This is a genomic window from Labedella endophytica (genome assembly GCF_003990045.1).
Taxonomy (GTDB): Bacteria; Actinomycetota; Actinomycetes; order Actinomycetales; family Microbacteriaceae; genus Labedella; species Labedella endophytica.
Window position 1 is genome coordinate 355,654 of the sequence record NZ_RZGZ01000002.1, and the last position, 25,219, is coordinate 380,872.

Genomic DNA, 25,219 nt, shown 5'->3' on the forward strand with positions numbered 1-25,219 from the left:
GTCGCCTCCGCGCCGCTGTGAGGAACAGAAAGCGACACCTCAGGGATGGTGGTGGTGTCGGGCGCTCGCTCAGTACGATGAGCGGACGAGGGAAAAGGGGTCCAGATGGCCGTGTTCAGTCGTGGGTTCGGAGGGCGCGTTCGCGAGAGCACGCCGGATCTCCCGCCCGGTCAGTTCCTCACCGAGGACTTCCCCGTCCTCTCCGCCGGCCCCACGCCCGAGATCGACACCGCGGAGTGGGAGTTCACCATCCGCACCGAGACGGGCGCCTCGCATTCGTGGGACTGGGATGCGTTCCGCGCACTGCCGTCCGAACTCGTCGCGACCGACATCCACTGCGTCACGCGGTGGTCGAAGCTCGGCACGTCGTGGCGCGGCGTCTCCCTCGACACCCTCTTCGAGGAGGTGGAGTCGAGCTACGACTACGTCATGGCGCACTCCTACGGCGGCTACACGACGAACCTCCCGCTCGAGGACCTGCTCGACGGCAAGGCCTGGATCGCGTACGAGTTCGACGGCGAGGACCTCGACCCCGAGCACGGCGGACCGGCGCGACTCCTGATCCCGCACCTCTACTTCTGGAAGAGCGCGAAGTGGGTCAACGGTCTCGTCATGATGAAGGACGACGAGCCCGGTTTCTGGGAGCAGAACGGCTACCACACGTACGGCGACCCGTGGCAGGAGCAGCGGTACTGGTGAGCGCTGAACGATCGCGCGCCGCGCGGATGAGCCGTCGACGGTGACGGACTGGTTGGTCGGGACGGTCACGGACGTGCGCACGGAGACGCCGACGGGGCGCAGCTTGACGATCACCGTGGATGGCTGGCCGGGCAACCTCGCCGGCCAGCACCTCGACCTGCGCCTCACGGCTCCCGACGGCTACCAGGCCGTGCGGTCCTACTCGATCGCGAGCGTCGGCGACGGCCCGGCCGTGCAATTGGCCGTGGACAAGATCACCACGGGCGAGGTCTCGCCGTACCTCGTCGATGACGTCCTCCCCGGCGATCAGCTCGAGGTGCGCGGGCCGCTCGGACGGTGGTTCGTGTGGACGCCAGAGGACACCCGGCCGATCCAGCTCATCGCCGGCGGTTCGGGGATCGTCCCGCTCATCGCCATGGCCCGTGCGCACGCGGCGTCCGGGAGCATCGTGCCGTTCCGGCTGCTGTACTCCGTCCGCTCGCCCCAGGATCGCTTCTTCGCCGACGAGATAGCCGCTCTTGAATCCGATCTCTTCCGCGTCGACTACGTCTACACGCGGTCGGCGCCTGAGGGCTGGGCGACACCGCCGGGACGCGTAACCCCCGAGCGCATCTCCGCGGCCACGATCCCGGTGTCCGAGACGCCCGGCGTGTTCGTGTGCGGACCCACCGGTTTCGTCGAGACCGTCGCACGTGCGCTCGTCGACCTGGGTCACGAGCCGCAGAGCGTGAAGACCGAACGCTTCGGAGGATCCTGATGTCGAGCCACGTGGACGGGAACGCCCTCGCCGGGCCGCTGTCCGAGGTGTTCCACACGGACATGACCACCGCGGTCTGCTGCTGCGACGGCTGCGGCGAGACCACGACGCTCGCGAGCGAGATGGTCTACGGCGCCCACGGCCTGGTGGTGCGCTGCCGCTCCTGTGACGATGTCCTCATCACGATCGTCGAGACGCCGGAGCGCGTCGTGCTGAGTTTCCCCGGCGTGAGCTCGGTGAGCGTGGAGCGCGGCGCGCCCTCGGCGTAACCGTCGCTCAGGCGCCGACGTAGGCCGCGAGGTGCTCGCCTGTGAGGGTCGAGCGCGCGGCGACGAGATCGGCCGGGGTGCCCTCGAAGACGATCGCGCCACCGTCGTGGCCGGCGCCCGGTCCCACGTCGATGATCCAGTCGGCGTGCGCCATGATGGCCTGGTGGTGCTCGATGACGATGACCGACTTGCCCGAGTCGACGAGGCGGTCGAGCAGGCCCAGCAGATTCTCCACGTCGGCGAGGTGGAGGCCCGTCGTGGGCTCGTCGAGGATGTACACGCCACCCTTCTCCCCCATGTGCGTCGCGAGCTTGAGACGCTGACGTTCGCCGCCCGACAGCGTCGTGAGCGGCTGACCGAGGCTCACGTAGCCGAGACCCACGTCGGCCAGGCGCTCGAGGATCGCGTGCGCGGCGGGGATCCGCGCCTCGCCGTCGGCGAAGAACGACAGCGCCTCCGACACCGGCATGCCGAGCACCTCGCTGATGTCCCTCCCTCCGAGCGTGTACTCGAGCACGGACGCCTGGAAGCGCCGCCCCTCGCAGACCTCGCACGTCGAGGCGACGCTCGCCATGACACCGAGGTCGGTGTAGATCACGCCGTTGCCGTTGCAGTTGGGGCATGCGCCCTCGGAGTTGGCGCTGAACAGGGCGGGCTTCACCCCGTTGGCCTTCGCGAACGCCTTCCGGATGGGCTCGAGCAGGCCCGTGTACGTGGCCGGGTTGCTGCGCCGCGAGCCCTTGATGGCGCCCTGGTCGATGGAGACGACGCCATCGCGACCCGCGATCGAGCCGTGCACGAGCGAGCTCTTGCCCGAACCGGCGACTCCCGTGACGACCGTGAGCACGCCGAGGGGCACATCCACGTCCACGTCGCGGAGGTTGTTCGCGGAGGCGCCGCGGACCTCGATCGCTCCCGTCGACGCGCGGACCGCGGTCTTGAGCGCCGCGCGATCGTCGAGGTGGCGCCCCGTGAGGGTGTCGCTCGCGCGCAGGCCCTCGACGGTGCCCTCGAACTGGATCTCGCCACCGTGCGTTCCCGCTCGCGGGCCGAGGTCGACGACGTGGTCGGCGATCGCGATCGCCTCCGGCTTGTGCTCCACCACCAGGACCGTGTTGCCCTTGTCGCGCAGGCGCAGCAGCAGCTCGTTCATGCGCTGGATGTCGTGCGGGTGCAGCCCGATCGTGGGCTCGTCGAAGACGTAGGTGACGTCCGTGAGCGACGAACCGAGGTGGCGGATCATCTTCGTGCGCTGCGCCTCGCCGCCCGAGAGCGTGCCGGCCGGGCGGTCGAGCGAGAGGTAGCCGAGGCCGATGGACACGAACGAGTCGAGGGTCTCCCCGAGAGCCGTGAGGAGCGGGGTCACGCTCGGTTCGTCGAGACCGCGCACCCACGCGGCGAGGTCGCTGATCTGCATCGCGCTCGCCTCGGCGATGTTCACACCATCGATGCGCGAGGCGCGGGCACCCTCGTTGAGCCGCGTGCCGCCGCACTCCGGGCACGTCGAGAAGGTGACCGCGCGATCGACGAAGGCGCGGATGTGCGGCTGCATCGCCTCGCGGTCCTTCGAGAGCATCGACTTCTGCACCTTCGGGACGAGCCCCTCGTAGGTCATGTTGATGTCGGACACCCGCACCTTCACGGGTTCCTTGTAGAGGAAGTCGTGAAGTTCCTTCTTCGTGAAGTCGCGGATCGGCTTGTCCGGGTCGTAGAAGCCGGAACCCGTGAAGATCTTCACTCCCCAGCCCTCGGCGGTGTAGCCGGGGATCGTGAGCGCGCCCTCGTTGAGCGACTTGCTGTCGTCGTACAGCTGCGTGAGGTCGATGTCGTTGACCTTCCCCATGCCCTCGCACCGCGGACACATCCCGCCCGTGACGGAGAACTCGCGGCGCTCCTTCGTGGTGACGCCGCCCTTCTCGAACGTGACCGCACCCGCGCCCGAGATGGAGGCGACGTTGAAGGAGAACGCCTGCGGCGCACCCACGTGCGGCTCGCCGAGCCGACTGAAGAGGATGCGTAGGAGCGCTCCCGTGTCGGTCGCGGTGCCGACGGTCGAACGGGCGTTGGCACCCATGCGCTCCTGGTCGACGAGAATCGCGGTCGTGAGCCCCTCGAGCAGGTCGACGTCGGGACGGGCCTGGCTCGGCATGAAGTTCTGCACGAACGAGCTGTACGTCTCGTTGATCATGCGCTGCGACTCGGCCGCGATCGTGGCGAAGACGAGCGAGCTCTTGCCCGATCCGGACACCCCCGTGAAGACGGTGAGGCGGCGCTTCGGGAGGTCGACCGAGACGTTCTTGAGGTTGTTCTCGCGGGCGCCGACGACGCGGATGACGTCGTGGGTGTCTGCGGGGTGCGGGGCGGCCGGGTGTGGGGTTGCCGGGTGTGGGGCGGTGGCGCTGGCTGGAGACTCAGGCGACGTCGACATGGTCCGATGGTAGCGACGACCACGGACAGCCCACGAGCGAATCCTCCACCTCCGCCGTTGCCGGCGGCCGCTGCGATACTCGGGGCATGACAGCCGCTCAGTCCGTCCTCGATCGTTTCGTCTCCGCCGTCGACCGTGAGGCGCTCGGCGCCTACGGCGTGCACGTGCTCGTCGGGGACGACGAGGCGGGCCACCGGTGGCGCAGCGATGACCGGGAGAACCTGTACTCGGTGTCGAAGGGCGTGTGTGCGCTGGCAATCGGCATCGCCGTCGACGAGGGTGTCCTCACGCTCGACACGCGCGTGCCCGAGCTGCTCCCCCACCTCCAAATCGGCGAGGGAGTCGAGCACGTCACCGTCCGGCACCTCCTCACGATGACGAGCGGCATCGACTTCGCCTGGTTCGGCGACGAACCCGTCCCCGGTACAGACCTGGCCCAGGAGATGCTCGGACTCCCGTCAGAGGGTGCGGGAACCGTCTTCCGCTACAGCGACGCGAGCCCGTACGTCGCGATGCGCATGCTCGCCGCGGCCGTCGGCGACGTGCGCGACTGGCTCGTTCCGCGGCTCTTCGCCCCGTTGCGCATCGACAACCCGCAGTGGCACCGCTGCCCGCTCGGTTTCATCGTGGGCGGCAGCGGGCTCGAGCTGCGCACGGAGGAACTCGCTCGCATCGGTCGGCTGCTCCGCGATCGCGGCGCGTGGGAGGGCCGCCAGCTCGTCAGCGCCGCCTGGATCGATCGGACGCACGCGGACTGGGTGCCCACGGGGGCCGAGGGCCGCACGGCGCGCTACGGCCTCGCTGTGTGGGACGGTCCCGGAGACACCTGGCGACTCGACGGGCGCTACGGGCAATACGTCGTCGTCGACGACGCGCGCCACGCCGTCGTCACCGTGACGGCTCACGAGGAGTCCCGCGACCACCTCCTGGCGGAGTTCGCGGCGGCCGCGATGGAGGCGGAAACTGGGCATTCTCCGACTCGGTCGAGGATTTCGCAAGCACCCACTACCCTTAAAGGATGACTTCCCCCCTGAACACCACGGGTCCGAGCGACGCGGAGCCGAGTACGACCGCAACGAGCACGACCGATACCCCCGCCGCCGCTCCCACCGAGCCGGCCGCCGAGCAGGCCGCAGCGCCGGCCGCCGAAGCGACTCTGACCTTCGCCGACCTCGGCCTCGACGACGCCGTCCTCAAGGCGCTCAAGGACGTGGGCTACGAGACCCCGTCGGCGATCCAGGCCGCCACCATCCCGCCGCTCCTCGCGGGCCGCGACGTCGTGGGCCTCGCCCAGACCGGCACGGGAAAGACGGCGGCCTTCGCGCTCCCGATCCTCTCGCGCCTCGACTCCTCGCAGAAGAAGCCGCAGGCCCTCGTGCTCGCCCCCACGCGCGAACTCGCACTGCAGGTGTGCGAGGCCTTCGAGCGCTACGCGACCCACGTGCGCGGCGTCCGCGTCCTCCCCGTCTACGGCGGCCAGGCCTACGGCGTCCAGCTCTCCGCGCTCCGCCGCGGCGTGCACGTCGTCGTCGGCACGCCCGGTCGCATCATGGACCACCTCGAGAAGGGCACCCTCGACCTCTCCGAGCTCAAGTACCTCGTGCTCGACGAGGCCGATGAGATGCTCCGCATGGGCTTCGCCGAGGACGTCGAGACGATCCTCGCCGACACCCCCTCGGACAAGCAGGTCGCGCTCTTCTCCGCCACGATGCCGGCGCAGATCCGACGCATCTCGCAGAAGTACTTGAACGACCCCGAAGAGATCACCGTCAAGAACAAGACGACGACCTCCTCGAACACCACGCAGCGCTACCTCGTCGTGTCGTACCCGCAGAAGGTCGACGCCCTTACGCGCATCCTCGAGGTGGAGAACTTCGAGGGCATGATCGTCTTCGTCCGCACGAAGAACGAGACGGAGACGCTCGCCGAGAAGCTGCGCGCCCGCGGGTACTCCGCGGCGGCGATCAGCGGCGACGTCGCGCAGGCCCAGCGCGAGCGCACCGTCAACCAGCTGAAGTCGGGCAAGCTCGACATCCTCGTCGCGACCGATGTCGCGGCCCGTGGTCTCGACGTGGACCGCATCAGCCACGTCGTCAACTACGACCTCCCCATCGACACCGAGTCGTACGTGCACCGCATCGGACGTACGGGCCGCGCCGGCCGCACCGGCGACGCGATCAGCTTCGTCACGCCGCGCGAGCGCCGCATGCTCACGTCGATCGAGAAGGCCACGCGCCAGCCGCTCACGCAGATGCGCCTGCCTACGGCGGAAGACGTCAACGCGACGCGCCTGTCGCGCTTCGACGACCAGATCACCGCAGCGCTCGGCCAGACGGAGCGCATCGACCGGTTCCGCGACATCATCGGTCACTACGTCGCGCACCACGACGTGCCGGAGGCCGACGTGGCCGCCGCGCTCGCGGTCGTGTCGCAGGGCGACGAGCCGCTCCTGCTCGATCCCAACCGGGACCGTTCGGAGAGCTTCGTCGAGCAGCGCGAACGCCCCGACCGCGGAGACCGCGACAGCCGGGGCGGCGACCGCCCCGAGCGTCGTCAGCGCCCGTCGAGCGGTCCGATGGCCACCTACCGCATCGCCGTCGGACGCCGCCAGCGCGTGGAGCCCCGTCAGATCGTGGGTGCGCTCGCGAACGAGGGCGGGCTCAGCCGTGAGGACTTCGGCATGATCGACATCCGCCCGGACTTCTCGCTCGTCGAGCTCTCGGCCGACGTGTCCGAGGACAAGCTCGCGAAGCTCGCTGACACCCGCATCGGCGGCAAGCTCATCGAGCTGCGGCCCGACCGCGGAGCCCCCGGCAAGCGTCCGCGCACCGACGGCCCCCCGCGCTCGGGCGGGTTCCGCGACCGCGACGACCGCGGCGGCGACCGCCCGGAGCGCAAGCCGCGCTACTAGGGTCGATTCCCCGAAACGCCGAAGGGACCGTGTGGGTATTCACACGGTCCCTTCGGCGTTCGGAGTGGCCGATGCAGATCAGACGGTCGTGAGTGACTCGTGAGGTTGCGCCGGGAGCTCGATGCGGAGGGTGTCTCCCGGGCGCACCGTGCCGCCGGCGCGGACGACGGCCATCACACCGGTGCGGCGTTCGACCGCCCCGTCCTCGTCGGTGCGCACGACGGCCTTCAGCAGCCCCTGCTGGAAGCGGTCGATCTGCACGCACGGGTTGCGGAGCCCCGTGATCTCGACGGCCGCCTCGTCCCCCAGATGCAGCACCGTTCCGCGCGGCAGGCCGAGGAGATCGACGCCCTCCGTCGTGACGTTCTCGCCGAGGTCGCCGGCGCCCACCTCGAATCCCTCGGTCGCGAGCTCGTCGAAGAGCTCGCGGTGGATGAGGTGCACCTGGCGGAGGTTCGGTTCGTCCTTGTGCCAACGCTTCCGCGACAGGTGCTGCACCGTCTCGCCGGCGTGCGCGTCGCCCTCGATGCCGATGCCCTCCACGAGGAGGACCTCCTCCGCCGGATGCTTACTGAAGTGGTGGCCGCGATCGAGGTTGACGGACAGCACCGAGACGGTCGGAGGGACTGCTGCGGGATCGGAGGCGCTCATGGTCCGATTCTGCCCGCTCCCGTGCCGATTCGTCCGCAGATACATCTCCGGTCGCATGTGGAATACAGCTTCGAGTGGGATTCTGGAGGAATGAACCCGTCAGTGAAGCGCTGGGCCCCGTTCGCGGCCGTCCCGATCATCGCCGTCGCCGCAGCCATCGCCATCCCGATGACGACGAACGCCGCACAGGACCTCCCCGAGAAGACGCCGCAGCAGCTCCTCGAGTTCGTCGCCGACAGCGACGTCACCGCCTTCTCCGGCGAGTTCACGCAGACCTCCGACCTGGGTCTCCCCGACCTCTCCTCGCTCGGTTCCGGGTCGACGACGGGGGCGGACGGCGACGGTTTCATGAGCGCGCTCGTCGAGCTCGCGACCACGTCGAACGACGCTCGCATCTACGCCGATGCGGAGCAGGGCGCTCGCCTCCAGGTGCTCGACCAGCTCGACGAGCGGGACGTCATCGCCACAGCCGACGACGGCCTGTGGATCTACGACTCCGGCGAGAAGACCGCGCTGCACGTGACGCACGAGGGCTCGAGCGACGCGAGCACTCCCCCCGCCGACGTGCCGACGCCATCCTCCGTCGCCGAGAAGCTCCTCGATTCCGTGGATGACACCACCGCGGTCGCCGTGGGATCGAACGGGACGGTCGCGGGACGCGACGTGTACGAGCTCGTCCTCACGCCGCGTGATGAGACCACCCTCGTCGGCGATGTGACCATCTCGGTCGACGGCGAGACCGGGATGCCCCTCGGCATCGCCGTGACCGCCGAGGGCGCCTCGTCTCCCGCGTTCAGCGTCGCCTACACGAGCGTCGACTACTCGACGCCGGATTCGTCGCTCTTCGCGTTCACTCCGCCCGCCGGTGTCGAGGTGACGGAGAAGGCCATCCCTGCCGACGCCCACTCCGACGACGCGGCTCCGGACGACTCCACGACGCCCGGTGACGCGGCGCCCGAGGCTCCGGACGTCACGACGACCGGCGCCGGCTGGGGCACCATCGTCGAGCTCGCCGCCGGCGAGGCTTCGGCCTCGCTCGAGGGCCTCGACGCCATCACGACCCCGGTCGACGGCGGTCGCGTGCTGTCCTCGTCGCTCGTGAACGTGCTCATCACGGACGACGGCCGGGTGTTCGCCGGCGCCGTGTCCGTGGACGCCCTGGAGTCGGCCGCGCGATGACGAGCAGTGGGCTCGCCGTGGAGACACGGGGCCTCACCAAGCGCTTCGGTCGGCACGAGGCGGTCTCGTCCCTCGATCTGAGCGTGCCGACCGGCTCGGTGTTCGGCTTCCTCGGGCCGAACGGCTCCGGAAAGACCACGACCATCCGGATGCTGCTCGCCCTCGCGGCGCCGAGTGCCGGAACCATCACGGTGCTCGGCTCGGAGATGCCGAAGCGATCGGCGTCCGTGCTCCCCCGTGTCGGCGCGCTCGTCGAGGGTCCCGGGTTCTATCCGTTCCTCTCCGGTGCCGCCAACCTGACGCGTTTCGACGCGGCCGAACCGGGAACATCGTCGCGTACGCGGTCCGCACGGGTCGCCGAGGCGCTCGCCCGCGTGGGCCTCTCGGCCGCAGCGGCGAAGAAGGTGGGCTCCTACTCGCTCGGCATGAAGCAGCGCCTCGGGATCGCCGTCGCGCTCCTGTCCCCCCGCGACCTGATCGTGCTCGACGAGCCCACGAACGGCCTCGACCCGCAGGGCACGCGGGAAGTGCGCTCCCTCATCCGCGGGCTGAACGCCGACGGCACGACGGTGCTCGTCTCGAGCCACCTCCTCGCCGAGATCGAGCAGCTCTGCACACACGCCGCCGTCATGCGCGCCGGCCGTCTCGTGGCTCAGGGCGGGCTCGACGAGCTGCGCGGTGCGACGGCGGCGATCGAGATCGTGACGCCCGACCTCGATCTCGCCCGCGAGGTACTCGCTCGCTTCGGTCTCGATGCCACCGCGGACGAGACCTCGACCGGTGACTCCACGCCGCGCCTCGACGCGCCGCTCCCCGACGGCGTACTGCCCGAGGACCTCGTCGTCGAGCTCGTGGCCGCGGACGTCCGCGTCCGCGGTGTGGCCGTGCGGCGACCGTCTCTCGAGGACCGGTTCGTCGAGTTGACCGGGGAGGGCTTCGATGTCGAACGCTGACACGCTCACTTCCCCCGCCCGCCGGCGCGGCGGAGGAGTCGGCGACCTCCTGCTGTCCGAGCTCGCGCTGCTGTTCCGCCGCCGCCGCACGTGGGCCCTCCTCGGCGCCCTCGCCCTCATCCCCGTGCTCCTCGCCGTCGCCGTGCGCCTCTCGGGCTCGGGCGGCGGACCGTCCTTCGTCGGCGACATCGCGGGCAACGGTCTCTTCACCGGTTTCGCCGCGATCACCGTCGCCGTGCCGCTGTTCCTGCCCCTCACCGTCGGGGTGGTCGCCGGCGACACGATCGCCGGCGAGGCCTCCCTCGGCACGCTGCGATACCTCCTGATAACACCGGCTGGTCGCATCCGTCTTCTGCTCGTCAAGTTCGCGGTCGCCGCGGCCTTCTGTCTCGCCGCGGCACTCACCGTCGTCGTCGCGGGACTCCTCATCGGGCTCGCGCTCTTCCCCGTCGGGCCCGTCACACTGCTCTCCGGCACCGAGATCCCCGCGATCGACGCGGTGGGACGCGCGCTCCTCATCGCCGTCCACGTCGCGATCTCGCTCGTAGGGCTGACGGCCATCGGCGTCTTCATCTCGACGCTCACGGACGTGCCGGTGGGGGCGATGGCCGCGACGGTGGTCCTCTCGATCACGGCGCAGATCCTCGGCTCGCTCTCGCAGCTCTCGGCCCTGCACCCGTACCTCTTCAGCGCCCACTGGTTCGGTTTCGGTGATCTGCTGCGCGACCCCATCTCGTGGGCGAGTTTCGGCGACAACGTCGTGCTGCAGCTCGGCTACGCCGTGGTGTTCGGCTCGCTCGCGATGGGGCGCTTCGTCACACGCGACATCCTGTCCTGAGCGGCTCGCCCAGCGTAGGGTGACTCGCATGGGCGATTCAACGGAGACGGACACGATCTCAGCGGAGGAATTCTCGGCGACCGCGGACGTAAGCGAGTGGCACCCGGCCGACGGCACCGCGACGGCGGTCTTCCGCACGGGATCGTTCGCGCGCGGCGTGGACTTCGTCGACCTGATCGGCGAGCTCGCCGATGCCGCCGACCATCACCCCGACGTGGACCTGCGCTACCCGAGCGTGACGGTGCGACTCTCGTCCCACGACATCGGCGGCCTCAGTCGCCGAGACGCCGCCCTCGCGCGCGCCATCTCCGACGCGGCGCGTTCGCTCGGGGTCGAAGCCGAGACCGACGAGGGATAGTCCCGTTCAGCGGCGGTCGAACGCCGCACGCAGGAGGGCAGTTGCGCGCGCAGCCGTCGCAGGCCGGTCGATGGCAGGTGTCCGCGACAGGACCCCGGCGAGCATCTCGACGCCGAGCATGACGTCCTCGGTCGAGACCCCCGCACCGAGCCGGCCGGCACGGCGGTCGTTGTCCGTGACCGCATCGGCGACGGCGCGGAAGCGCGTCCCGATGTGCGCGACGCGCGGATCGTCGCGCTCCTCGACGAGAAGGTCCGCGAACGCCGTCGAGACGATCGCCTGCTCGGCCACGAGCGCCACGAGGTCGTCGAGGGTGCTGCCCGGCGTCTCGGCCAGGGCTTCGAGCTCGACGATGTTCTCGTCGATCACGGCCACGACGAGGGCGACACGATCGGGGAAGTGACGGTACAGGCTGCCCTGACCGACCCCCGCTCGCCGGGCGACGGCGTTGAGCGGCGCCGACACCCCTTCGATCGCGAACACCTCGCGAGCAGCCGACAGGATGGCGCGACGATTCTCGGGACCAGCGCTCGGCCCCCTGTTCGCCTTTCGCTCCGATGTCACGGAAGCACTCTACCGGACAGGGTTGTCCGGTAGAGTCGAGCCCGGCCGCACACGTCTGTTCGGTCGTCGTCACCGGTACGACGCCGGCGCCGGACCCCGACTCGGAAGAAGGATCCCATGACCTCTCCCTCCTCTCCCCTCACCTCGACCTCCTCGGTGGGCGCGTGGCTCGATCACCCCGTCGGTGGCCCCATCCTCCGCGATCTCCTCGCCCAGTCCGGCCAGAGCGCCGAGGTGCTCCGCCCGGTGCGCAAGCTCGCGATCTCCCGGCTGGTGACCCTCAGCAAGGGCCAGTTCCCGGCCGAGCTCATCGACGAGCTCATCCGCCGCGTCGAGGCCGGTGAGACGCCGTCGACGACCGCCGCCTTCGCGGACGGCGCCGCCACGGAGGGAGTCCGATCGGCCGACGCCGTCGATCGTCCGGGCACGGCGGCGACCACGGCCTCGATCGATCGCCCCGAGTGGGCGGAGCGGATCGACGGCGGCCGGTTCTCGGGCAAGACCGTCATCGTGACCGGAGCGGGATCCGGCATCGGCCGGGCGACCGCGTCGCGCGTGGCCCGGGAGGGCGGCCGCGTGATCGCCGTCGACATCTCGCAGGATCGCCTCGACGACCTCGCGGCGACCCACTCCGGTGCCGACATCGTCGCTGTCGTCGCCGACATCACGGACGACGCTGCGATCGCTTCCATCGTCGAGGCCGCGGGCGAACGCGTGGACGCGCTCGCGAACGTCGCCGGCATCATGGACGACATGACGCCGATCGGCGAGGTCTCCGACGCCGTCTGGTCCCGCGTCTTCCGCATCAACGTGGACGGCACGATGAAGCTCATGCGCGCGGTCATCCCCGGCATGCTCGAGAACGCGGCCGGATCCATCGTCAACGTCGCCTCCGAGGCGGCACTCCGCGGCTCGGCCGCCGGAGTCGCCTACACGGCCTCGAAGCACGCCGTCGTGGGGCTCACGAAGAGCAGCGCCTTCATGTACGGACCCTCCGGCATCCGCGTCAACGCGGTCGCCCCCGGCCCCACCATCACGAACATCGAGGCGACCTTCGCCTCGCCGCTCGGAGCGGAGCGCGTCCGCACCGGGATGGCCGTGATGCCCGAGGCCGCGGAGAGCGAGGCGCTCGCGGCGTCGATCACCTTCCTCCTGAGCGACGACGGCGTCAACGTGAACGGCGTCGTGCTCGCCTCCGACGGCGGCTGGTCCGCCGCATGACCCCTCTCTCCCCCCACTGAAAATCCCCTTCGTGCTCGAGAATTCGAGCACGAAGGGGATTTTGGAGGAGAGGAGGTCAGGGGAGGATGTGGCCGGCCGCGGTGAAGAGGCGGTACCACTCGGCGCGCGTGAGGGTCACGTCGGAACCGGCAGCAGCCTCCTGGACGCGACCGGGGTTCGTCGTTCCGAGCACGACCTGGATCTTCGCGGGGTGGCGCGTGATCCACGCGGTAGCGATGCCCGTCGGCGTCACACCGTACTGGGCGGCGAGCTCGTCGAGCACGTCGTTCAGCTCGGCGTAGTTCTCGCGGTCTCCCAGGAAGACGCCGTCGAAGAACCCCTTCTGGAACGGCGACCACGCCTGCAGCGTGATGTCGTGCAGGCGCGCGTAGTCGAGGATCCCGTTGTCGCGGTCGATCGACTGGTCGAGCCCGACCATGTTGGTCGCGATGCCCGAGGCGATGAGCGGCGCGTGCGTGATGCTCAACTGCACCTGGTTGAAGGCGAGCGGCTGCGTCACGTAGCGGCGCAGGAGGTCGACCTGGCCGGGGGTGTGGTTCGAGACGCCGAAGTTCCGCACCTTGCCGGCGGCCGCGAGCTCGTCGAAGGCCGCGGCGACCTCTTCCGGCTCCACGAGCGTGTCGGGACGGTGCAGGAGCAGCACGTCGAGATGGTCGAGGCGGAGGGCCTCGAGCGACTCGTCGACCGTACGCAGGATGTGCTCGCGCGAGAAGTCGAAGGCCCCGTCGCGGATGCCCACCTTGCTCTGGACGATCACGGATTCGCGCTCGGACGGCGAGAACGTCACGGCGTCTCCGAAGCGCTTCTCGGCGCCGTGGCGCTCGTCGCCGTAGATGTCGGCGTGGTCGAAGACCGTGACGCCGGCGTCACGGGCGGTCCCCACGAGGGTGCGGATCTCGTCGTCGCTCAGCGGGCTGATGCGCATGAGCCCCAGGACGACGTCGGAGGCGGTCAGATTGGTTTGCGGCAATGCAATTGTCTTCACATTTCCATTCTCCCGGGACGCACGGCCGCCGGGACCCTTGACGGAGATTCTTTACAGTCGTAATATTTCTTACATCCGTAAGAAAGAAGCCCGATGACCATCGAAGACCCGCGCCTCGTCCGCACACGCGACGCCCTCATCGGCGCGGCGACGGCCGCGCTCGACGATGGCGATTCCGAGTCGCTCAGTATCACCGACCTCGTCTCGGCGGCGGGCGTCAGCCGCCCCTCGTTCTACCAGCACTTCGGCGATCTGCCGACGCTCGTGCACGCGGCCGCCCTCACCCGGATGCGATCCGCGTTCGAGACGATCGCGACCCCGGACAACATCGGCGACTCGTGGGAGGAGTTCTCCGACCGCACCCTGCGGGAGCTCATCGGCCACTTCGACGACCACGCCGCGTTCTACCTGCGCGCGGTGAAGGGCCCGGGCGGCCAGCAGTTCGCCGCGAGCGTGATCCGGTTCCTGTCCGAGCGACTGCGCACCGTCTCCCCTCTCGCCGCCGCGATCACCGCGGCGGAACGCCCCGTCGAGCGCGCGGACTTCCTCGCGGCCGGCGTTCTCTGGACGGTCACCTCGTGGCTCGGCGTCGAGACGAGCGAGCGGGTGGGCGTCGACGAGACGGCCCGCCGCGTCGCCACCCTCCTCCTGTCGTCGTCGGGGCAGACCCCGGCGCAGATCGACGATCTCCTCAGCTCGGCCGCCCGCTCGGCGGCCACCGGCACCCGCACCACACGCACCACCGGCCTCGACGACGCGGCGGACATCCCCTCCCACGATTCCGATTCCGTCTCGAAGGCCACCGCATGAGCACCCCAGCCCGTCCCTCGCTCCGTTCCCGTCTCCTCCCGAGTCCCCGCCTGGCGGTGGTGCTCTTCGCGATCGCCCTCATCCCCCTCATCTACGCCGGGCTGCTCATCTGGTCGAACGAGGACCCGACCCACAACCTCGACAGCGTCCCAGCGGCGATCGTCAACGAGGACACCGGTGCCGAGAAGCCCGCGGCGGCCGGCGACGATGGCGGGTCGACCGAGGCGACCGAGGTCGACCTCGGTGAGGACCTCGAGGACGAGCTGCTGTCGAACCACGAGAGCACGAACTTCGACTGGTCCGACATGAGCGCGGACGAGGCGGCCGACCGCCTCGCGTCGGGCGACATCCTCGCCGTTCTCACGATTCCGAAGAACTTCTCGTCAGCGGCCGTCTCGGCCGGGAACGACGATCCGCTCACGGCCGAGAGCGCGACGCTCTCGATCGAGACCAACGACGGCGCGAACGTCATCATCGGCTCGGTCGCGAAGAGCGTCGGAACGGCCGTCACCGAGTCGGTCGCGTCCGAGGTGTCCGCGGAGTACCTCGACAACGTGTACGTCGGCTTCTCCACGATCCACGACAAGATCGCGGACGCCTCCGACGGCGCCGAGGAGATCGCGTCGGGGTCCTCGACGGCGACCGACGGCGCCGACGACCTCGTCGTCGGGCTCGGCGACCTGCGGAGCGGAGCCGTCGACCTCTCCTCCGGCGCGTCGACCCTCGCCTCGGGTGCGCACGCGGCCGACGACGGCGCGCAGAAGGTGGACGCGGGTCTCACGGAGCTCCAGTCGCAGCTCGCAGCGGTGCCGGACAGTGCCGCCCAGCTCGACGCCGGGACGGACCGGGTCGCGAGCGGCGCGCACGACGTCTCGACGGGAGCGACTGCTCTCGCGAACGGCTCCTCCGCCCTTGCGACGGGTGCGGACACCGTCGCGACGGGCGCCTCCTCCCTCTCCGAGGGAACGGATGCAGCTCTCTCGGGTGCGCAGTCGCTGCAGCAGGGCGCCTCCGCTCTCGCCGCCGGCACCGCACCGCTCGCGGCCGGGGCCGGTGAGGTCTCCGACGGACTCGATGCCCTCCTCGCGAACTACGCGGCCCTCACCGATGCGCAGCGCCTCGCGGCGATCACGCAGCTCTCGGCCGGCGCCGGGCAGGTGAGCGACGGCGCCGCGGCGGCCGACGACGGCGCTCAGCAGGTGAGCGATGGCGCCGACGCCCTCGTCGGATCCGCCGACGACGGCACGGGACTCTCGGCCCTGTCGACGGGCGCGACCACGCTCGCGGAGGGGGCGAGCACCCTCTCCGGGAAGTCCTCCGAGCTCGCGAGCGGTGCCACGACCCTCGCCGCGGGAGCAGCTTCCGTGGACGGCGGAGCCGCGACGGTCGCGGCGGGAGTCGACACCCTGACCGCGAAGCTCGGCGAGCTCGTGTCGGGCGTCGACCGCCTCGCGGCGGGCGCCGGCTCCCTCGCCGAGGGGACCGCACGGGTCGCCTCCGGCGCCGACTCCCTCGCGAGCGGCGGCTCGACCCTCGCCTCAGGAGCGACGACCGCGGCGGACGGAGCACGATCGCTCGACGACGGCCTCGTGAAACTGCGCGACGGCTCCACCGAACTCTCGGACGGACTCTCGAGCGGCCTCGACGACATCCCGAGCTACACCGATTCCGAGGCCAGCCACCTGAGCGACGTCGCCTCGACTCCCGTCGAGCTCGACGCCGTCCGCGCCAACGAGGTCCCCGCCTACGGCTACGGTCTCGCGCCGTACTTCATGGCTCTCGCGCTCTGGGTGGGTGCTCTCGCGTTCTACCTCATGATGAAGCCGCTCTCCGAGCGGCTCGTGCTCTCCCGGCGTCCGGCGTGGATGGTGGCTCTCGGAAGCTACCTGCCCGGCCTCGTCATGGCGCTCGTCCAGAGCGCGCTCATGGTGACGATCGTGCACCTCGCCCTCGGGATCGACGCCTCCGACCTCGGGGGCCTCTTCGCGATCGCCGCCCTCACGAGTCTCACGTTCGTGGCCATCAACCAGGCCCTCGTGTCGCTCCTCGGCGCTCCGGGTCGTTTCCTCGGTCTCATGCTCGTGGTCCTTCAGCTCTCGTCGGCCGGCGGCACCTATCCCGTGCAGACGGCGTCGCCGTTCTTCCAGACCATCCACGGATGGTTCCCGCTGACCTACGCGGTCGAGGCGTTCCGATCTCTCATCGCCGGCGGTTCCATCGGCATCACTCACGGGATCGGGGTGATGGGGGCGTGGCTCCTCGGCGCCCTCCTCGTGACGACGGTCGCAGCCGCGAGAGCTCGCCGGACCGCGGACGTCGACCCGGCGATCGCCGCGCGACCGGCCATGGCCTGATCGGTCGAGGTCGGGGTCCCGACCGGCTCAGCTGCGGATGGTCGAGCTGGGGTACTCGCCGAAGCGGCCGCGGTAGGACTCGGCGAACCGGGAGAGGTGGGCGAATCCCCATCTCCTCGCCACCTCCGCCACGGACACGACGGCCGGGTCCGACGCGATGAGTTCGATGCGGACGGCGTCGAGCCGCCGTTCCCGGAGATACGCGAGCGGCGTCACACCGAGCGCGCGACGGAACGCGTACTGCACTCCCCTGACCGAGAGTCGCGCGGCCCCGGCGATGTCCGCGAGCGAGACGTGCTCGCAGACGTGCTCGTCGATGTAGGCGGCCGCGCGTGCGACGGCCTGGGGCGCGAGGACCTCGGTGTCGACGCTCGATGGGTCGTCGGCGATGGGGAACGCCTCGAGAACGGTGCGCACCGTCACATCGAAGAGCCTGTCGCGCACGAGATCGGACGCGAATGCCTCTTCGTCGGCGGCGGTCGCGACGAGCCGATTCGCCGCGGCGTGCCAGGCGGCGCCGACCGCCCGAGATCGGGGCGCCGTGGAGGTGCCTCCGCGAGGCGCGAGGCCGAGGTCCGATCCGCGATAGGCGACCGCCGCGTCACGGAACGCCGAGGGGTCGAGCACGACGAGGTCCAGGCGAGCGTCGTCCATCCGCATCTCGGATTCGCCGGGCCGGCGGATGTACGGGAGGGAGGTGTCCACGTCGTGGCGACCGTAGCTCAGTCCGAACCGGCCGCCTCGGACGCGACCGATCGCCACGACCTCGGGGACGCTGCCGACTCCACGAGCCTGTCCCGATACGGAGAGCGAGACCACGGACACGCGCGGTTCACCGACGACCGAGAGTCCGAGTTCGAAAGGCTCGTCGTCTTCCGGCGCGCCGAGCGATACGCCCGGGAACACCCCGCGCATGAACACGCTGCCTTCGTCGCGGTCGTTCGTGACGAGGCGTCGTCGGTGAACCGTCGGCATCCTCTGATTCTAAGCGGCGATGGCGCGCTGACCTCCGTGCGCGGAGCGGAGCACTTGCGTTTTTCGGATATGCTCACTCCGGATAATCGAAAGGGCGACATGGGTTCCTTCATCAGCGCGGACTGGCTGCTGCGCATCGACGACGATCTGCTCACCCATCTCGAGTACGTCATCGTGCAGCAGTTCCGGCGCGGCGAATCGTTCCTCCTGAGCTGGATCGACGGAGCGAACGACCGCGATACCTCCGTGCAGCGCTCTCTGTGGCTGAGTCCCTCGATCGCCGTCGGCTTCGAGTTCGACAGCGCCGACCCCGTGCCTCTCCAGCTCGGCTGGGCCTCGGCCCTCTCCGCGGCGTCGGGCAGCACCGAGGGGCTGCGCATCATGGACGCGGACGGCCTCGACGTCCCCGTCGTCACCGAGATGCGACGCTGATCGAGAGATCTCCGTCCACCCCTCGCGCAATGCCGGTGCCTGAGCGGATGATGGCTCCATGCCGGAGCTCCCCGAAGTCCACGCCCTCGCCACGGGCCTCGGTGCACGGATCACCGGTCGCGTCGTCGATCGCGTCGACGTGTTCGCGTTCGCGGCGCTGAAGACCTTCGATCCACCCACCGCCGCCCTGCACGGCGAACGGGTCGAGGGCGTCACGCGTCACGGCAAGTTCCTCGACATCGGTATCGGCGACCTGCATCTCGTGGTCCATCTCGCCCGCGGCGGCTGGATCCGGTGGAGGGACGAGGTCCCGCCCCGACCGTCCGGGCGGCCGGGGAAGGGACCGCTCGCCGCTCGCGTCTCCTTCGCGGAGGGCGGCGCGATCGACATCACCGAGGCCGGCACGACCAAACGGCTGTCGCTCTCCGTCGTGCCCGATCCCCTCGAGGTGCCGGGGGTCGAGCGGCTCGGTCCGGACCCTCTCGCCGAGGCCTTCACGGAAGAGGTCTTCGCCGACATCCTCGCGCACTCGGGGCGCTCGCAGATCAAGGGCGTCCTGCGCAATCAGTCGGTGATCGCGGGGATCGGCAACGCCTACTCGGACGAGATCCTGCACGTGGCGAAGATGTCGCCGTTCGCCCCGGCATCGATGGCGCCGGCCGACGTGGCCCGCCTCTATACGGCGATGCGTTCGACGCTCCACGAGGCGGTGGAGCGCTCGGATGGGCTCGATGCGACCGAGCTCAAGCGCGAGAAGCGCGACGCCATGCGCGTGCACGGCCGCACGGGCGAGGCCTGTCCGGTCTGCGGTGACACCATCCGCCAGGTGCGTTTCTCCGATTCCACACTGCAGTACTGTCCCACGTGCCAGACGAAGGGCAAACCGCTCGCGGACCGCGTTCTGTCGCGGCTTCTCAAGTAGGGCGTGCGCTCACTCGAGGGCTGTGCGCACGCGGGCGCGCAGCGCCGGCAGCGTCTCGGAGTCGAACCAGGGATTGCGCCGTTGCCACCCGAGCGTGAGCGGCGAGGGGTGCACGATCGGGAACGACGGGTGGATCTCGGTCGCACGTCGCACGGTCTCCGTGAGCGTGGCACCGCGCGTGGGACCGAGGTAGTGCCGCTGGGAGTACGAACCGACGAGGATCGTCAGCCGCACGTCGGTGAACGTCGCGAGGATACGCGGGTGCCAGAGCGGCGCGACGTCCGGCCTCGGCGGCTTGTCCCCGCTCGGCGCCTTGCCCGGATAGTAGAAGTCCATCGGGACGATCGCGAAGCGGGAGGTGTCGTAGAACTCTTCGTCCGTCACCCCGAGCCAGGACCGCAGGCGCACTCCGCTCGCGTCGTTCCAGGGGATCCCGGTCTCCTGGGCGCGCCGGCCCGGTGCCTGGCTGATGAGGAGCACACGGGACGCCGGCGAGCCGATCACGAGCGGTTCCCATCCCTGCACCGTCGCCCACGCGTTCGAGGGATGGGCGGCGATCTCCGCGCGGAGGTCGTCGAGGGCGGTCACTCCCCCAGTGTCGCACCGCTCGCGGGCGGGCGGCACACGAGCAGTTCGCCCGCGCCTCTGACCGTGAGCGGGCCTACAGCGTCCGGCACGACGATCGTCTGGCCGCCGCTCGCCCCGATCGCTCCGCCGCCCCCCACGAGCTCGAGCACACCCTCGAGCACGATGAGCACCGAGAAGCCGGCCTCGATCGTCGCGGCGGCACCGTCGTCGACCACGATCCGGTCGAGCCGGAAGTACTCGTCGGCCTCGGACGGGAGGAGGGGACCGCTCGCCGCCGCACGGAGCACGAGGGTCGCGATGTCCGCCGCGGACCGCGCTCGACGCTCGACCGCACCGAGCGCGACGTCGAATCCGAGACCGAGGTGGCCGTCGGACGCGCCGTCGAGCGCGAATCCCTCCCACTCCACGAGGATCGAGAGGTCCTCCGGCTCTTGCAATTCTGCGAGGAAGACGCCGGCTCCGATCGCATGGAGCACCCCGGGAGGGACGTAGACGACGTCGCCTCTGCTCACGTCGATGCGGTGCAGGGAGTCGAGGAACGCCACGGAGTCCTGCCGCCGGAGGAGGTCGTCGAGGTCACAGGTGGTGAGATCTCGCTGGAGTCCGAGGTACACCTCGCCTCCCTCGAGGATCACCCAGGCCTCGGCCTTCCCGTGGGCCCTGGACAGATGCTGCCCGGCGAACGATCGATGCGGATGCGCGTGCACGGGCAGTCGTTCCCCCGCGTCGAGGAGCTTGACGAGGAGCATCGCGTCCACCCCGAACCGCGCGACGTGCGCCGCCCCGAGCCAGGCAGCCGGCTCGTCGGCGATGGCGTCGCGGAGGAGACGACCATCCGGCAGCACCGTGAGTCCCGTGAGGTCCTCGTCCGCCACCGTCGTCACCGACGCCACCCAGTCCTCGGGCTCGCGCTCCCCGGCCGGGTGCTCCCCGCGGAAGTCCGTGATGCGCCGCCCTCCGCGGTAGAACCGATCCGCCGGGCGGTTGGACGGCAGGATGATGGGATTCACGGGACCTCCACAGAAGCGAGTTCAGGCGCGCGTCGGTCCCGGCCCACCCAGACGACGATCGAGGCCGCGGAGAAGACCACCCCCGCGACGCCGACGAGGACGGCGTGCGGCATTCCGCCGCCGACGGGGGTGTCGTGGGAGTCGGAGAACGGATAGAGCAGGAAGAACTCGGACAGCTGGTTCCCGACCGCGACGGACAACGCCATCGTGATCCACGCCACCCGCTCGATCACCGTCCGCGCCGAGCGGAGGGCCAGCCGTGCCGCGGCGACGACGGGCGCGAAGAGCAGCACCCAGAACATCACCGCGGCGGGAAACGACCCGAGCACCCCGAGCCGCCCGTCCGACATCGAGGCGAGCAGCTGACCGGCGCCGACCACGACGAGCGTCACGGCGGACACGAGCGCGAGCACTCGCGACCAGCCGTCAGCCCACGGCGCGGCGGCCACGACCGCCCAGAAGGTGACGAGGAGCAATGAGGCGCTGCCGGCGAGCGGGACGGCGAGCGGGATGAGCTCGAACGGCTCGCTCACGATCGCGTAGTCGCGCGAATGATCCATGACGCGCACGCATTCGAGCGTGTCGGATACCTCGAGGCACGGGGCCCAGCGGATCCACGAGGCGAACCCTTCGAGACCGCCGGCCACGAGCACGAGCAGGCCGAGAAGTGCGAGAACCGGCGCATCGGCGCGCACTCCCGGACGCGCACTCCCTGCTCGGGCCCCGGACTCCATGCGCACAGTGTGACAGGTGGCGGCGGTCGACGGGTGAACGGGCGACGAATCGACGACCGCGCGATCAGAGTGCGGGCAGGCGCGGCACGGAGGCCAGGAGTCGACGCGTATAGGGGTGTCGGGGATCTGTGAGGACCCCCCGCGTGTTCCCTTCCTCGACGAGGCGGCCCCCCTCGAGCACCGCCATCCGGCGGCAGAGGGCCGACACGATCGTGAGGTCGTGGGAGACGAGGAGCATGCCGATCCCGCGTTCGCGCGCGAGCCTCTGGAAGAGCTCGATGACCTGCATCCGCACCGAGGTGTCGAGGGCACTGACCGGCTCGTCGGCGAGGATGACACGGGGTTCGGGGGCGAGTGCGCGGGCGATCGCGATGCGCTGCCGCTGGCCTCCCGAGAAGGCGTCGGGGAACCGCTCCCCCGCATCCGCGGGGAGGTCGACGGCCTCGAGCAGCTCGGCGACCCGTGCCGCCCGTCGGGCCGGCCCACCGGGGAGCCGGAGGGAGCGCAGCGGTTCGGCGATCGAGTCGCCGACGCGCATGCGTGGGTCGAGCGAGGAGAACGGATCCTGGTAGACCGGCTGCACCGCCCGGCGGTAAGCGAGCAGGCGACGGGTGTCCCGGCGGTCGAGCGGCCGCCCCTCGAAGAGGATCTCCCCCGATGTCGGAGACCCGAGGCCCAGGAGCAGGCGGAGGAGGGAGGTCTTGCCGGCGCCCGATTCCCCCACGAGCCCGACGGTCTCCCCCGGCGCGAGCGCGAGCGAGACGTCGTGGAGGACCTCGGCGCCGCGGCCATAGGAGAAGCGGACGTTCCGGGCCGCGAGCACGGGGGTCGCGAGATCGTGATCGTGGGTCATTCCGTCCCTCCGCTCGTCGGACCGTCGGACCCGGCCGGCCGGGCGGGGAGGAGGTCGTCGAGCGCGCGTGACGCGCCGACGAGCGTGCGCGTGTACTCCTCGCGCGGCGCCGTGAGGATGCGGCGCGTGTCGCCGATCTCGACCACGCGCCCGCCGCGCATGACGACGACGCGATCGGCGATCCCCGCGACGACCGGGAGGTCATGGCTGATGAAGACGAGCGACATGCCGCGGTTCTCGACGGCGGCCTGGAGGAGTTCGAGCACTCCGGCCTGCACGGTCACGTCGAGGGCCGTCGTGGGTTCGTCCGCGATGAGCAGGCGCGGCTCGGCCGCGAGGGCGAGGGCGATCGCGACTCGCTGCCGCTGCCCGCCGGAGACCTCGTGGATGAGCGAACGCGCGATGCGTTCGGGCTCGGGCAACTGCACCTCCGCGAGGGCGTCGAGGACCGCTCGCCGCAGCGCGTCCGCGCGGAACCCGCGGTGACGGCGCAGCGGCCACGCGAGCTGCGCCCCGATGCGCATGAGCGGATCGAGCGACGCGAGGGGCTCCTGGAAGACCGCGCCGACGGTGCGCCCGCGCACCCCATCGAGACGCCGCCCGGGCGCGGAGACGGTGTCGACGGTGTCGCCGTCGCCGAGGGACAGACGGATCGAGCCCGACGCGCTGAGCGGGTGACCGAGCAGCCCGAGCACGGCCAACGCGGTGAGTGATTTGCCGGATCCGGACTCCCCGATCACGCCGAGGCGCTGCCCGTCCGCGAGGTCGAACGACACGTCGTCGACGAGACGACGGCCGTCGGGGCCGTCGAGGTGGACCGAGAGGTTCTCGATCTCGAGCATCGCGCTCATCGGAGTGTCCTCCCCGTGGGATCGGCGACGTCTCGGAGCCCGTCGGCGAGGAGGTTGATGCCGATGATGGTCGCGACGAGGAGGAGACCGGGCAGGATCGCCGCCGTCGGCGCCACGAGCACCGTGCTCTGGGCCTCCTGCAGCATGCGACCCCACGAGGCGTTCGGCGGCGGCGAGCCCAGGCCCACGTACGACAGGGACGCCTCGGCGACGACCGCTCCGCCGAACTGCAGGGCGAGCGGCACGATGAGCGTAGGCCAGACGTTCGGCAGCACGTGGAGGCGGATGAGTCGGAGCGTGCCCGTGCCCGAGGTGCGTGACGCCGTGACGAAGTCCTGCGCCAGCACGCGGGTCGCCGTCACACGCGTGAGGCGCGCGATCACGGCGGATCCGGCGAGCCCGATCGCGAGGATCGCGGACTCGAGCGACGCGCCACGCCAGGCGACCACGAGCATCGCGAGGAGCAGCGTGGGGAAGGCGATAGCGATGTCGAGCAGGCTCGAGAGGGCGTCATCGATCCACCGGCCCGCCATGGCCGCGACGAGGCCGACGAGGACGCCGAGGACCGCGGCGATCGCGACCGCCCCGACTCCCGTGAGCATCGCGAGTCGCGCACCGATCATGAGCTGCGTGAAGAGGTCCCGGCCGAGCCGGTCGGTTCCCGCCCAGTGCTCGGGCGACGGCGGCTGCAGCCGCCCGCCGGTGGTGTCGCTCGGCTCGAACGGGAGGGCGACGAGAGAGAGGATCGCGACGACGGCGATGATCCCGAAGAGCACTCCCCCGACGAGCAGGTTGACGGACGTGCGGCGCCGCGGACGACGCGACCGTGTGTCGCGCGACCGGGGGTTCCGCTCCGCCTCCGTGAGCACGGTGACGCTCACGCGGCCGCCCTCGCCATCCGGTTGCCGGAGACGGAGGCGCGCAGGCGCGGGTCGATCAGACGCTGGATCACGTCGGCCACGAAACCCAGGAGGAGGACGAGCGTCGTCGAGAACAGCAGGACGCCCTGGACGCTCGGGAAATCCTGCTCCTGGATGCCGACGAGAAGCATGTCGCCGAGGCCCGGGAGGGCGAACACGCGCTCCACGATCACGGCGCCCACGAAGGTCGTCGACAGCTGGATGGCGAGGATCGAGATGACCGGGACGATGCCGTTGCGGATGCCGTGGCGGACGAACGCTCCCGCGAAGCTCTGCCCCGTGGCGCGGGCTGCCCGCAGGTACTGCTGACCGAGCACGTCGAGCGTGGCGCTCCGCACGTAGCGCGCGAGATCGCTGCCCGAGACGATCGCGATCGTGAGAACCGGCAGGGTGAGGGCGAAGATCGCGGCCCCCGGATCCTCCCAATCGCTTCGCGGGAAGCCGCCGGCGGGGAACAGACGCGCGTTCAGGGCGAGGGCCGTGACGAGCAGGATGCCCACCCAGAACACCGGGATCGCGCCGCCGAGCTGCGACACGGCGGAGAAGGCGGTGCCGTACCAGGTGCGCGACCGCCACGCCGCGATGAAACCGACCGGCACGGCGATGACCACGGAGAGGAGGAACGCGAGCAGCGTGAGCGGCAGGGTCACGTTGAGTCGTCGGAGGATCTCGTCACCCACGGGGAGGTTGTTCGTGAAAGACGTCCCGAGGTCGAGCCGGGCGAGCTGCACGACGTAGTCGAGGAACTGCACAGGGATCGGGCGATCGACGCCGAGGCGAGCAGCCGCCGCCGCGATCTCCTGCTCCGTCGCACCCACGCTGATGAGCGCGAACACGGGATTGCCGAGCAACCGCAGCACGACGAACAGGATCACCACCGCGAGCGCGAACGCCAGCAGCAGCAATCCTGTCCGTCTGAGCAGGTACCGACCGATG

At 70.4% G+C, this 25,219-nt stretch carries 26 protein-coding genes; 14 read left to right on the forward strand and 12 right to left on the reverse strand.

Annotation, left to right across the window (positions count from 1 at the left end; all coding sequences use genetic code 11):
* The first annotated feature begins 105 nt into the window (after positions 1–105).
* Genes ELQ94_RS05195 through ELQ94_RS05205 form a run of 3 tightly spaced genes read left to right on the forward strand, consistent with a single transcriptional unit; the run spans position 106 to position 1,725 of the window.
* Positions 106–699, forward strand: coding sequence for a sulfite oxidase-like oxidoreductase (locus tag ELQ94_RS05195; RefSeq protein WP_127047899.1), 594 nt, complete (start codon positions 106–108; stop codon positions 697–699).
* A gap of 40 nt (positions 700–739) precedes the next feature.
* On the forward strand, positions 740–1,456 hold the full coding sequence (locus tag ELQ94_RS05200) for a ferredoxin reductase (RefSeq protein ID WP_208007554.1): 717 nt from the start codon (positions 740–742) through the stop codon (positions 1,454–1,456).
* Positions 1,456–1,725 (forward strand): DUF6510 family protein, encoded by a 270-nt coding sequence (locus ELQ94_RS05205; RefSeq protein WP_127047901.1) that lies wholly within the window; start codon positions 1,456–1,458, stop codon positions 1,723–1,725. The genes ELQ94_RS05200 and ELQ94_RS05205 overlap by 1 nt, the downstream gene beginning before the upstream one ends.
* A gap of 7 nt (positions 1,726–1,732) precedes the next feature.
* On the opposite strand, the gene ELQ94_RS05210 is transcribed toward ELQ94_RS05205, so the two are convergent.
* Positions 1,733–4,153, reverse strand: a complete 2,421-nt coding sequence (locus ELQ94_RS05210) for an ATP-binding cassette domain-containing protein (protein WP_127047903.1) — start codon at positions 4,151–4,153, stop codon at positions 1,733–1,735.
* A gap of 86 nt (positions 4,154–4,239) precedes the next feature.
* Here ELQ94_RS05210 and ELQ94_RS05215 point away from each other — a divergent pair, with 86 nt between their 5' ends.
* A complete protein-coding gene (locus ELQ94_RS05215) occupies positions 4,240–5,175 on the forward strand; it encodes a serine hydrolase domain-containing protein (RefSeq protein WP_127047905.1) in 936 nt (311 codons plus the stop codon).
* Positions 5,172–7,064, forward strand: a complete 1,893-nt coding sequence (locus ELQ94_RS05220) for a DEAD/DEAH box helicase (RefSeq protein ID WP_127047907.1) — start codon at positions 5,172–5,174, stop codon at positions 7,062–7,064. The genes ELQ94_RS05215 and ELQ94_RS05220 overlap by 4 nt, the downstream gene beginning before the upstream one ends.
* Positions 7,065–7,142: 78 nt before the next feature.
* Here ELQ94_RS05220 and ELQ94_RS05225 read toward each other — a convergent pair whose 3' ends face one another.
* Positions 7,143–7,715, reverse strand: coding sequence for an MOSC domain-containing protein (locus tag ELQ94_RS05225; protein ID WP_127047909.1), 573 nt, complete (start codon positions 7,713–7,715; stop codon positions 7,143–7,145).
* Between the two features lie 90 nt (positions 7,716–7,805).
* On the opposite strand from ELQ94_RS05225, the gene ELQ94_RS05230 reads away from it, so the two are divergent.
* Genes ELQ94_RS05230 through ELQ94_RS05245 form a run of 4 tightly spaced genes read left to right on the forward strand, consistent with a single transcriptional unit; the run spans position 7,806 to position 11,043 of the window.
* Positions 7,806–8,894 (forward strand): LolA family protein, encoded by a 1,089-nt coding sequence (locus ELQ94_RS05230; RefSeq protein ID WP_127047912.1) that lies wholly within the window; start codon positions 7,806–7,808, stop codon positions 8,892–8,894.
* Positions 8,891–9,847 carry an ABC transporter ATP-binding protein gene (locus tag ELQ94_RS05235; protein ID WP_127047914.1) on the forward strand — a complete coding sequence of 319 codons (957 nt, stop codon included), beginning with the start codon at positions 8,891–8,893 and terminating at the stop codon, positions 9,845–9,847. The genes ELQ94_RS05230 and ELQ94_RS05235 overlap by 4 nt, the downstream gene beginning before the upstream one ends.
* Entirely contained in the window at positions 9,834–10,685 is an 852-nt protein-coding gene (locus ELQ94_RS05240) for an ABC transporter permease (protein WP_127047916.1), read from the forward strand. The genes ELQ94_RS05235 and ELQ94_RS05240 overlap by 14 nt, the downstream gene beginning before the upstream one ends.
* 28 nt (positions 10,686–10,713) lie before the next feature.
* Positions 10,714–11,043 (forward strand): 4a-hydroxytetrahydrobiopterin dehydratase, encoded by a 330-nt coding sequence (locus tag ELQ94_RS05245; protein ID WP_127047918.1) that lies wholly within the window; start codon positions 10,714–10,716, stop codon positions 11,041–11,043.
* A gap of 6 nt (positions 11,044–11,049) precedes the next feature.
* Here the strand turns inward: ELQ94_RS05245 and ELQ94_RS05250 are convergent, their stop codons facing one another.
* Positions 11,050–11,607 (reverse strand): TetR/AcrR family transcriptional regulator, encoded by a 558-nt coding sequence (locus tag ELQ94_RS05250; RefSeq protein ID WP_127047920.1) that lies wholly within the window; start codon positions 11,605–11,607, stop codon positions 11,050–11,052.
* A gap of 117 nt (positions 11,608–11,724) precedes the next feature.
* Here ELQ94_RS05250 and ELQ94_RS05255 point away from each other — a divergent pair, with 117 nt between their 5' ends.
* Complete coding sequence (locus ELQ94_RS05255; RefSeq protein WP_127047922.1) at positions 11,725–12,828, forward strand: SDR family NAD(P)-dependent oxidoreductase; 1,104 nt, start codon at positions 11,725–11,727, stop codon at positions 12,826–12,828.
* 76 nt (positions 12,829–12,904) lie between these two features.
* Here ELQ94_RS05255 and ELQ94_RS05260 read toward each other — a convergent pair whose 3' ends face one another.
* Positions 12,905–13,834: an aldo/keto reductase gene (locus ELQ94_RS05260; RefSeq protein ID WP_208007556.1), complete on the reverse strand. Its 930-nt coding sequence runs from the start codon at positions 13,832–13,834 to the stop codon at positions 12,905–12,907.
* A gap of 93 nt (positions 13,835–13,927) precedes the next feature.
* On the opposite strand from ELQ94_RS05260, the gene ELQ94_RS05265 reads away from it, so the two are divergent.
* Complete coding sequence (locus ELQ94_RS05265) at positions 13,928–14,644, forward strand: TetR/AcrR family transcriptional regulator (protein ID WP_127047924.1); 717 nt, start codon at positions 13,928–13,930, stop codon at positions 14,642–14,644.
* Positions 14,641–16,998 (forward strand): YhgE/Pip domain-containing protein, encoded by a 2,358-nt coding sequence (locus tag ELQ94_RS05270; protein ID WP_127047926.1) that lies wholly within the window; start codon positions 14,641–14,643, stop codon positions 16,996–16,998. Before ELQ94_RS05265 ends, ELQ94_RS05270 begins: the two co-directional genes overlap by 4 nt.
* 27 nt (positions 16,999–17,025) lie before the next feature.
* Here the strand turns inward: ELQ94_RS05270 and ELQ94_RS05275 are convergent, their stop codons facing one another.
* A complete protein-coding gene (locus ELQ94_RS05275) occupies positions 17,026–17,973 on the reverse strand; it encodes a helix-turn-helix transcriptional regulator (RefSeq protein ID WP_127047928.1) in 948 nt (315 codons plus the stop codon).
* A gap of 99 nt (positions 17,974–18,072) precedes the next feature.
* Between ELQ94_RS05275 and ELQ94_RS05280 the strand changes: the two genes are divergently transcribed.
* Together ELQ94_RS05280 and ELQ94_RS05285 are read left to right on the forward strand one after the other, a co-directional pair.
* Positions 18,073–18,405 (forward strand): DUF7882 family protein, encoded by a 333-nt coding sequence (locus ELQ94_RS05280; RefSeq protein ID WP_127047931.1) that lies wholly within the window; start codon positions 18,073–18,075, stop codon positions 18,403–18,405.
* Positions 18,406–18,463: 58 nt separating this feature from the next.
* Positions 18,464–19,327 carry an Fpg/Nei family DNA glycosylase gene (locus ELQ94_RS05285; protein ID WP_127047933.1) on the forward strand — a complete coding sequence of 288 codons (864 nt, stop codon included), beginning with the start codon at positions 18,464–18,466 and terminating at the stop codon, positions 19,325–19,327.
* A 9-nt stretch (positions 19,328–19,336) separates the two neighbouring features.
* On the opposite strand, the gene ELQ94_RS05290 is transcribed toward ELQ94_RS05285, so the two are convergent.
* The 7 genes from ELQ94_RS05290 to ELQ94_RS05320 all read right to left on the reverse strand — a co-directional run bounded on the left by ELQ94_RS05290 (position 19,337) and on the right by ELQ94_RS05320 (position 25,218).
* On the reverse strand, positions 19,337–19,915 hold the full coding sequence (locus ELQ94_RS05290) for a uracil-DNA glycosylase family protein (protein WP_127047936.1): 579 nt from the start codon (positions 19,913–19,915) through the stop codon (positions 19,337–19,339).
* Complete coding sequence (locus ELQ94_RS05295; protein ID WP_127047938.1) at positions 19,912–20,925, reverse strand: class I mannose-6-phosphate isomerase; 1,014 nt, start codon at positions 20,923–20,925, stop codon at positions 19,912–19,914. Before ELQ94_RS05295 ends, ELQ94_RS05290 begins: the two co-directional genes overlap by 4 nt.
* A complete protein-coding gene (locus tag ELQ94_RS05300; RefSeq protein ID WP_127047940.1) occupies positions 20,922–21,659 on the reverse strand; it encodes a hypothetical protein in 738 nt (245 codons plus the stop codon). The genes ELQ94_RS05295 and ELQ94_RS05300 overlap by 4 nt, the downstream gene beginning before the upstream one ends.
* A gap of 64 nt (positions 21,660–21,723) precedes the next feature.
* Positions 21,724–22,512 carry an ABC transporter ATP-binding protein gene (locus ELQ94_RS05305; protein WP_127047942.1) on the reverse strand — a complete coding sequence of 263 codons (789 nt, stop codon included), beginning with the start codon at positions 22,510–22,512 and terminating at the stop codon, positions 21,724–21,726.
* Complete coding sequence (locus ELQ94_RS05310; protein ID WP_127047944.1) at positions 22,509–23,363, reverse strand: ABC transporter ATP-binding protein; 855 nt, start codon at positions 23,361–23,363, stop codon at positions 22,509–22,511. The genes ELQ94_RS05305 and ELQ94_RS05310 overlap by 4 nt, the downstream gene beginning before the upstream one ends.
* Positions 23,360–24,244 (reverse strand): ABC transporter permease, encoded by an 885-nt coding sequence (locus ELQ94_RS05315; RefSeq protein WP_243696874.1) that lies wholly within the window; start codon positions 24,242–24,244, stop codon positions 23,360–23,362. The genes ELQ94_RS05310 and ELQ94_RS05315 overlap by 4 nt, the downstream gene beginning before the upstream one ends.
* The gene (locus ELQ94_RS05320) at positions 24,241–25,218 is read right to left on the reverse strand and encodes an ABC transporter permease (protein WP_127050079.1); all 978 of its coding nucleotides are present in this window, start codon (positions 25,216–25,218) and stop codon (positions 24,241–24,243) included. The genes ELQ94_RS05315 and ELQ94_RS05320 overlap by 4 nt, the downstream gene beginning before the upstream one ends.
* Between the last annotated feature and the right edge of the window lies 1 nt (position 25,219).

What these genes read in the sequence shown, in the direction of transcription:
- ELQ94_RS05270 (WP_127047926.1), top strand. Translation starts at nt 14,641, where the DNA reads ATGAGCACCCCAGCCCGTCCCTCGCTCCGTTCCCGTCTCCTCCCGAGT.
- ELQ94_RS05215 (WP_127047905.1), top strand. Translation starts at nt 4,240, where the DNA reads ATGACAGCCGCTCAGTCCGTCCTCGATCGTTTCGTCTCCGCCGTCGAC.
- ELQ94_RS05235 (WP_127047914.1), top strand. Translation starts at nt 8,891, where the DNA reads ATGACGAGCAGTGGGCTCGCCGTGGAGACACGGGGCCTCACCAAGCGC.
- ELQ94_RS05280 (WP_127047931.1), top strand. Translation starts at nt 18,073, where the DNA reads ATGGGTTCCTTCATCAGCGCGGACTGGCTGCTGCGCATCGACGACGAT.
- ELQ94_RS05285 (WP_127047933.1), top strand. Translation starts at nt 18,464, where the DNA reads ATGCCGGAGCTCCCCGAAGTCCACGCCCTCGCCACGGGCCTCGGTGCA.
- ELQ94_RS05275 (WP_127047928.1), bottom strand. Translation starts at nt 17,973, where the DNA reads ATGCCGACGGTTCACCGACGACGCCTCGTCACGAACGACCGCGACGAA.
- ELQ94_RS05205 (WP_127047901.1), top strand. Translation starts at nt 1,456, where the DNA reads ATGTCGAGCCACGTGGACGGGAACGCCCTCGCCGGGCCGCTGTCCGAG.
- ELQ94_RS05300 (WP_127047940.1), bottom strand. Translation starts at nt 21,659, where the DNA reads ATGGAGTCCGGGGCCCGAGCAGGGAGTGCGCGTCCGGGAGTGCGCGCC.
- ELQ94_RS05305 (WP_127047942.1), bottom strand. Translation starts at nt 22,512, where the DNA reads ATGACCCACGATCACGATCTCGCGACCCCCGTGCTCGCGGCCCGGAAC.
- ELQ94_RS05195 (WP_127047899.1), top strand. Translation starts at nt 106, where the DNA reads ATGGCCGTGTTCAGTCGTGGGTTCGGAGGGCGCGTTCGCGAGAGCACG.
- ELQ94_RS05310 (WP_127047944.1), bottom strand. Translation starts at nt 23,363, where the DNA reads ATGAGCGCGATGCTCGAGATCGAGAACCTCTCGGTCCACCTCGACGGC.
- ELQ94_RS05225 (WP_127047909.1), bottom strand. Translation starts at nt 7,715, where the DNA reads ATGAGCGCCTCCGATCCCGCAGCAGTCCCTCCGACCGTCTCGGTGCTG.
- ELQ94_RS05220 (WP_127047907.1), top strand. Translation starts at nt 5,172, where the DNA reads ATGACTTCCCCCCTGAACACCACGGGTCCGAGCGACGCGGAGCCGAGT.
- ELQ94_RS05210 (WP_127047903.1), bottom strand. Translation starts at nt 4,153, where the DNA reads ATGTCGACGTCGCCTGAGTCTCCAGCCAGCGCCACCGCCCCACACCCG.
- ELQ94_RS05265 (WP_127047924.1), top strand. Translation starts at nt 13,928, where the DNA reads ATGACCATCGAAGACCCGCGCCTCGTCCGCACACGCGACGCCCTCATC.
- ELQ94_RS05230 (WP_127047912.1), top strand. Translation starts at nt 7,806, where the DNA reads ATGAACCCGTCAGTGAAGCGCTGGGCCCCGTTCGCGGCCGTCCCGATC.
- ELQ94_RS05240 (WP_127047916.1), top strand. Translation starts at nt 9,834, where the DNA reads ATGTCGAACGCTGACACGCTCACTTCCCCCGCCCGCCGGCGCGGCGGA.
- ELQ94_RS05245 (WP_127047918.1), top strand. Translation starts at nt 10,714, where the DNA reads ATGGGCGATTCAACGGAGACGGACACGATCTCAGCGGAGGAATTCTCG.
- ELQ94_RS05255 (WP_127047922.1), top strand. Translation starts at nt 11,725, where the DNA reads ATGACCTCTCCCTCCTCTCCCCTCACCTCGACCTCCTCGGTGGGCGCG.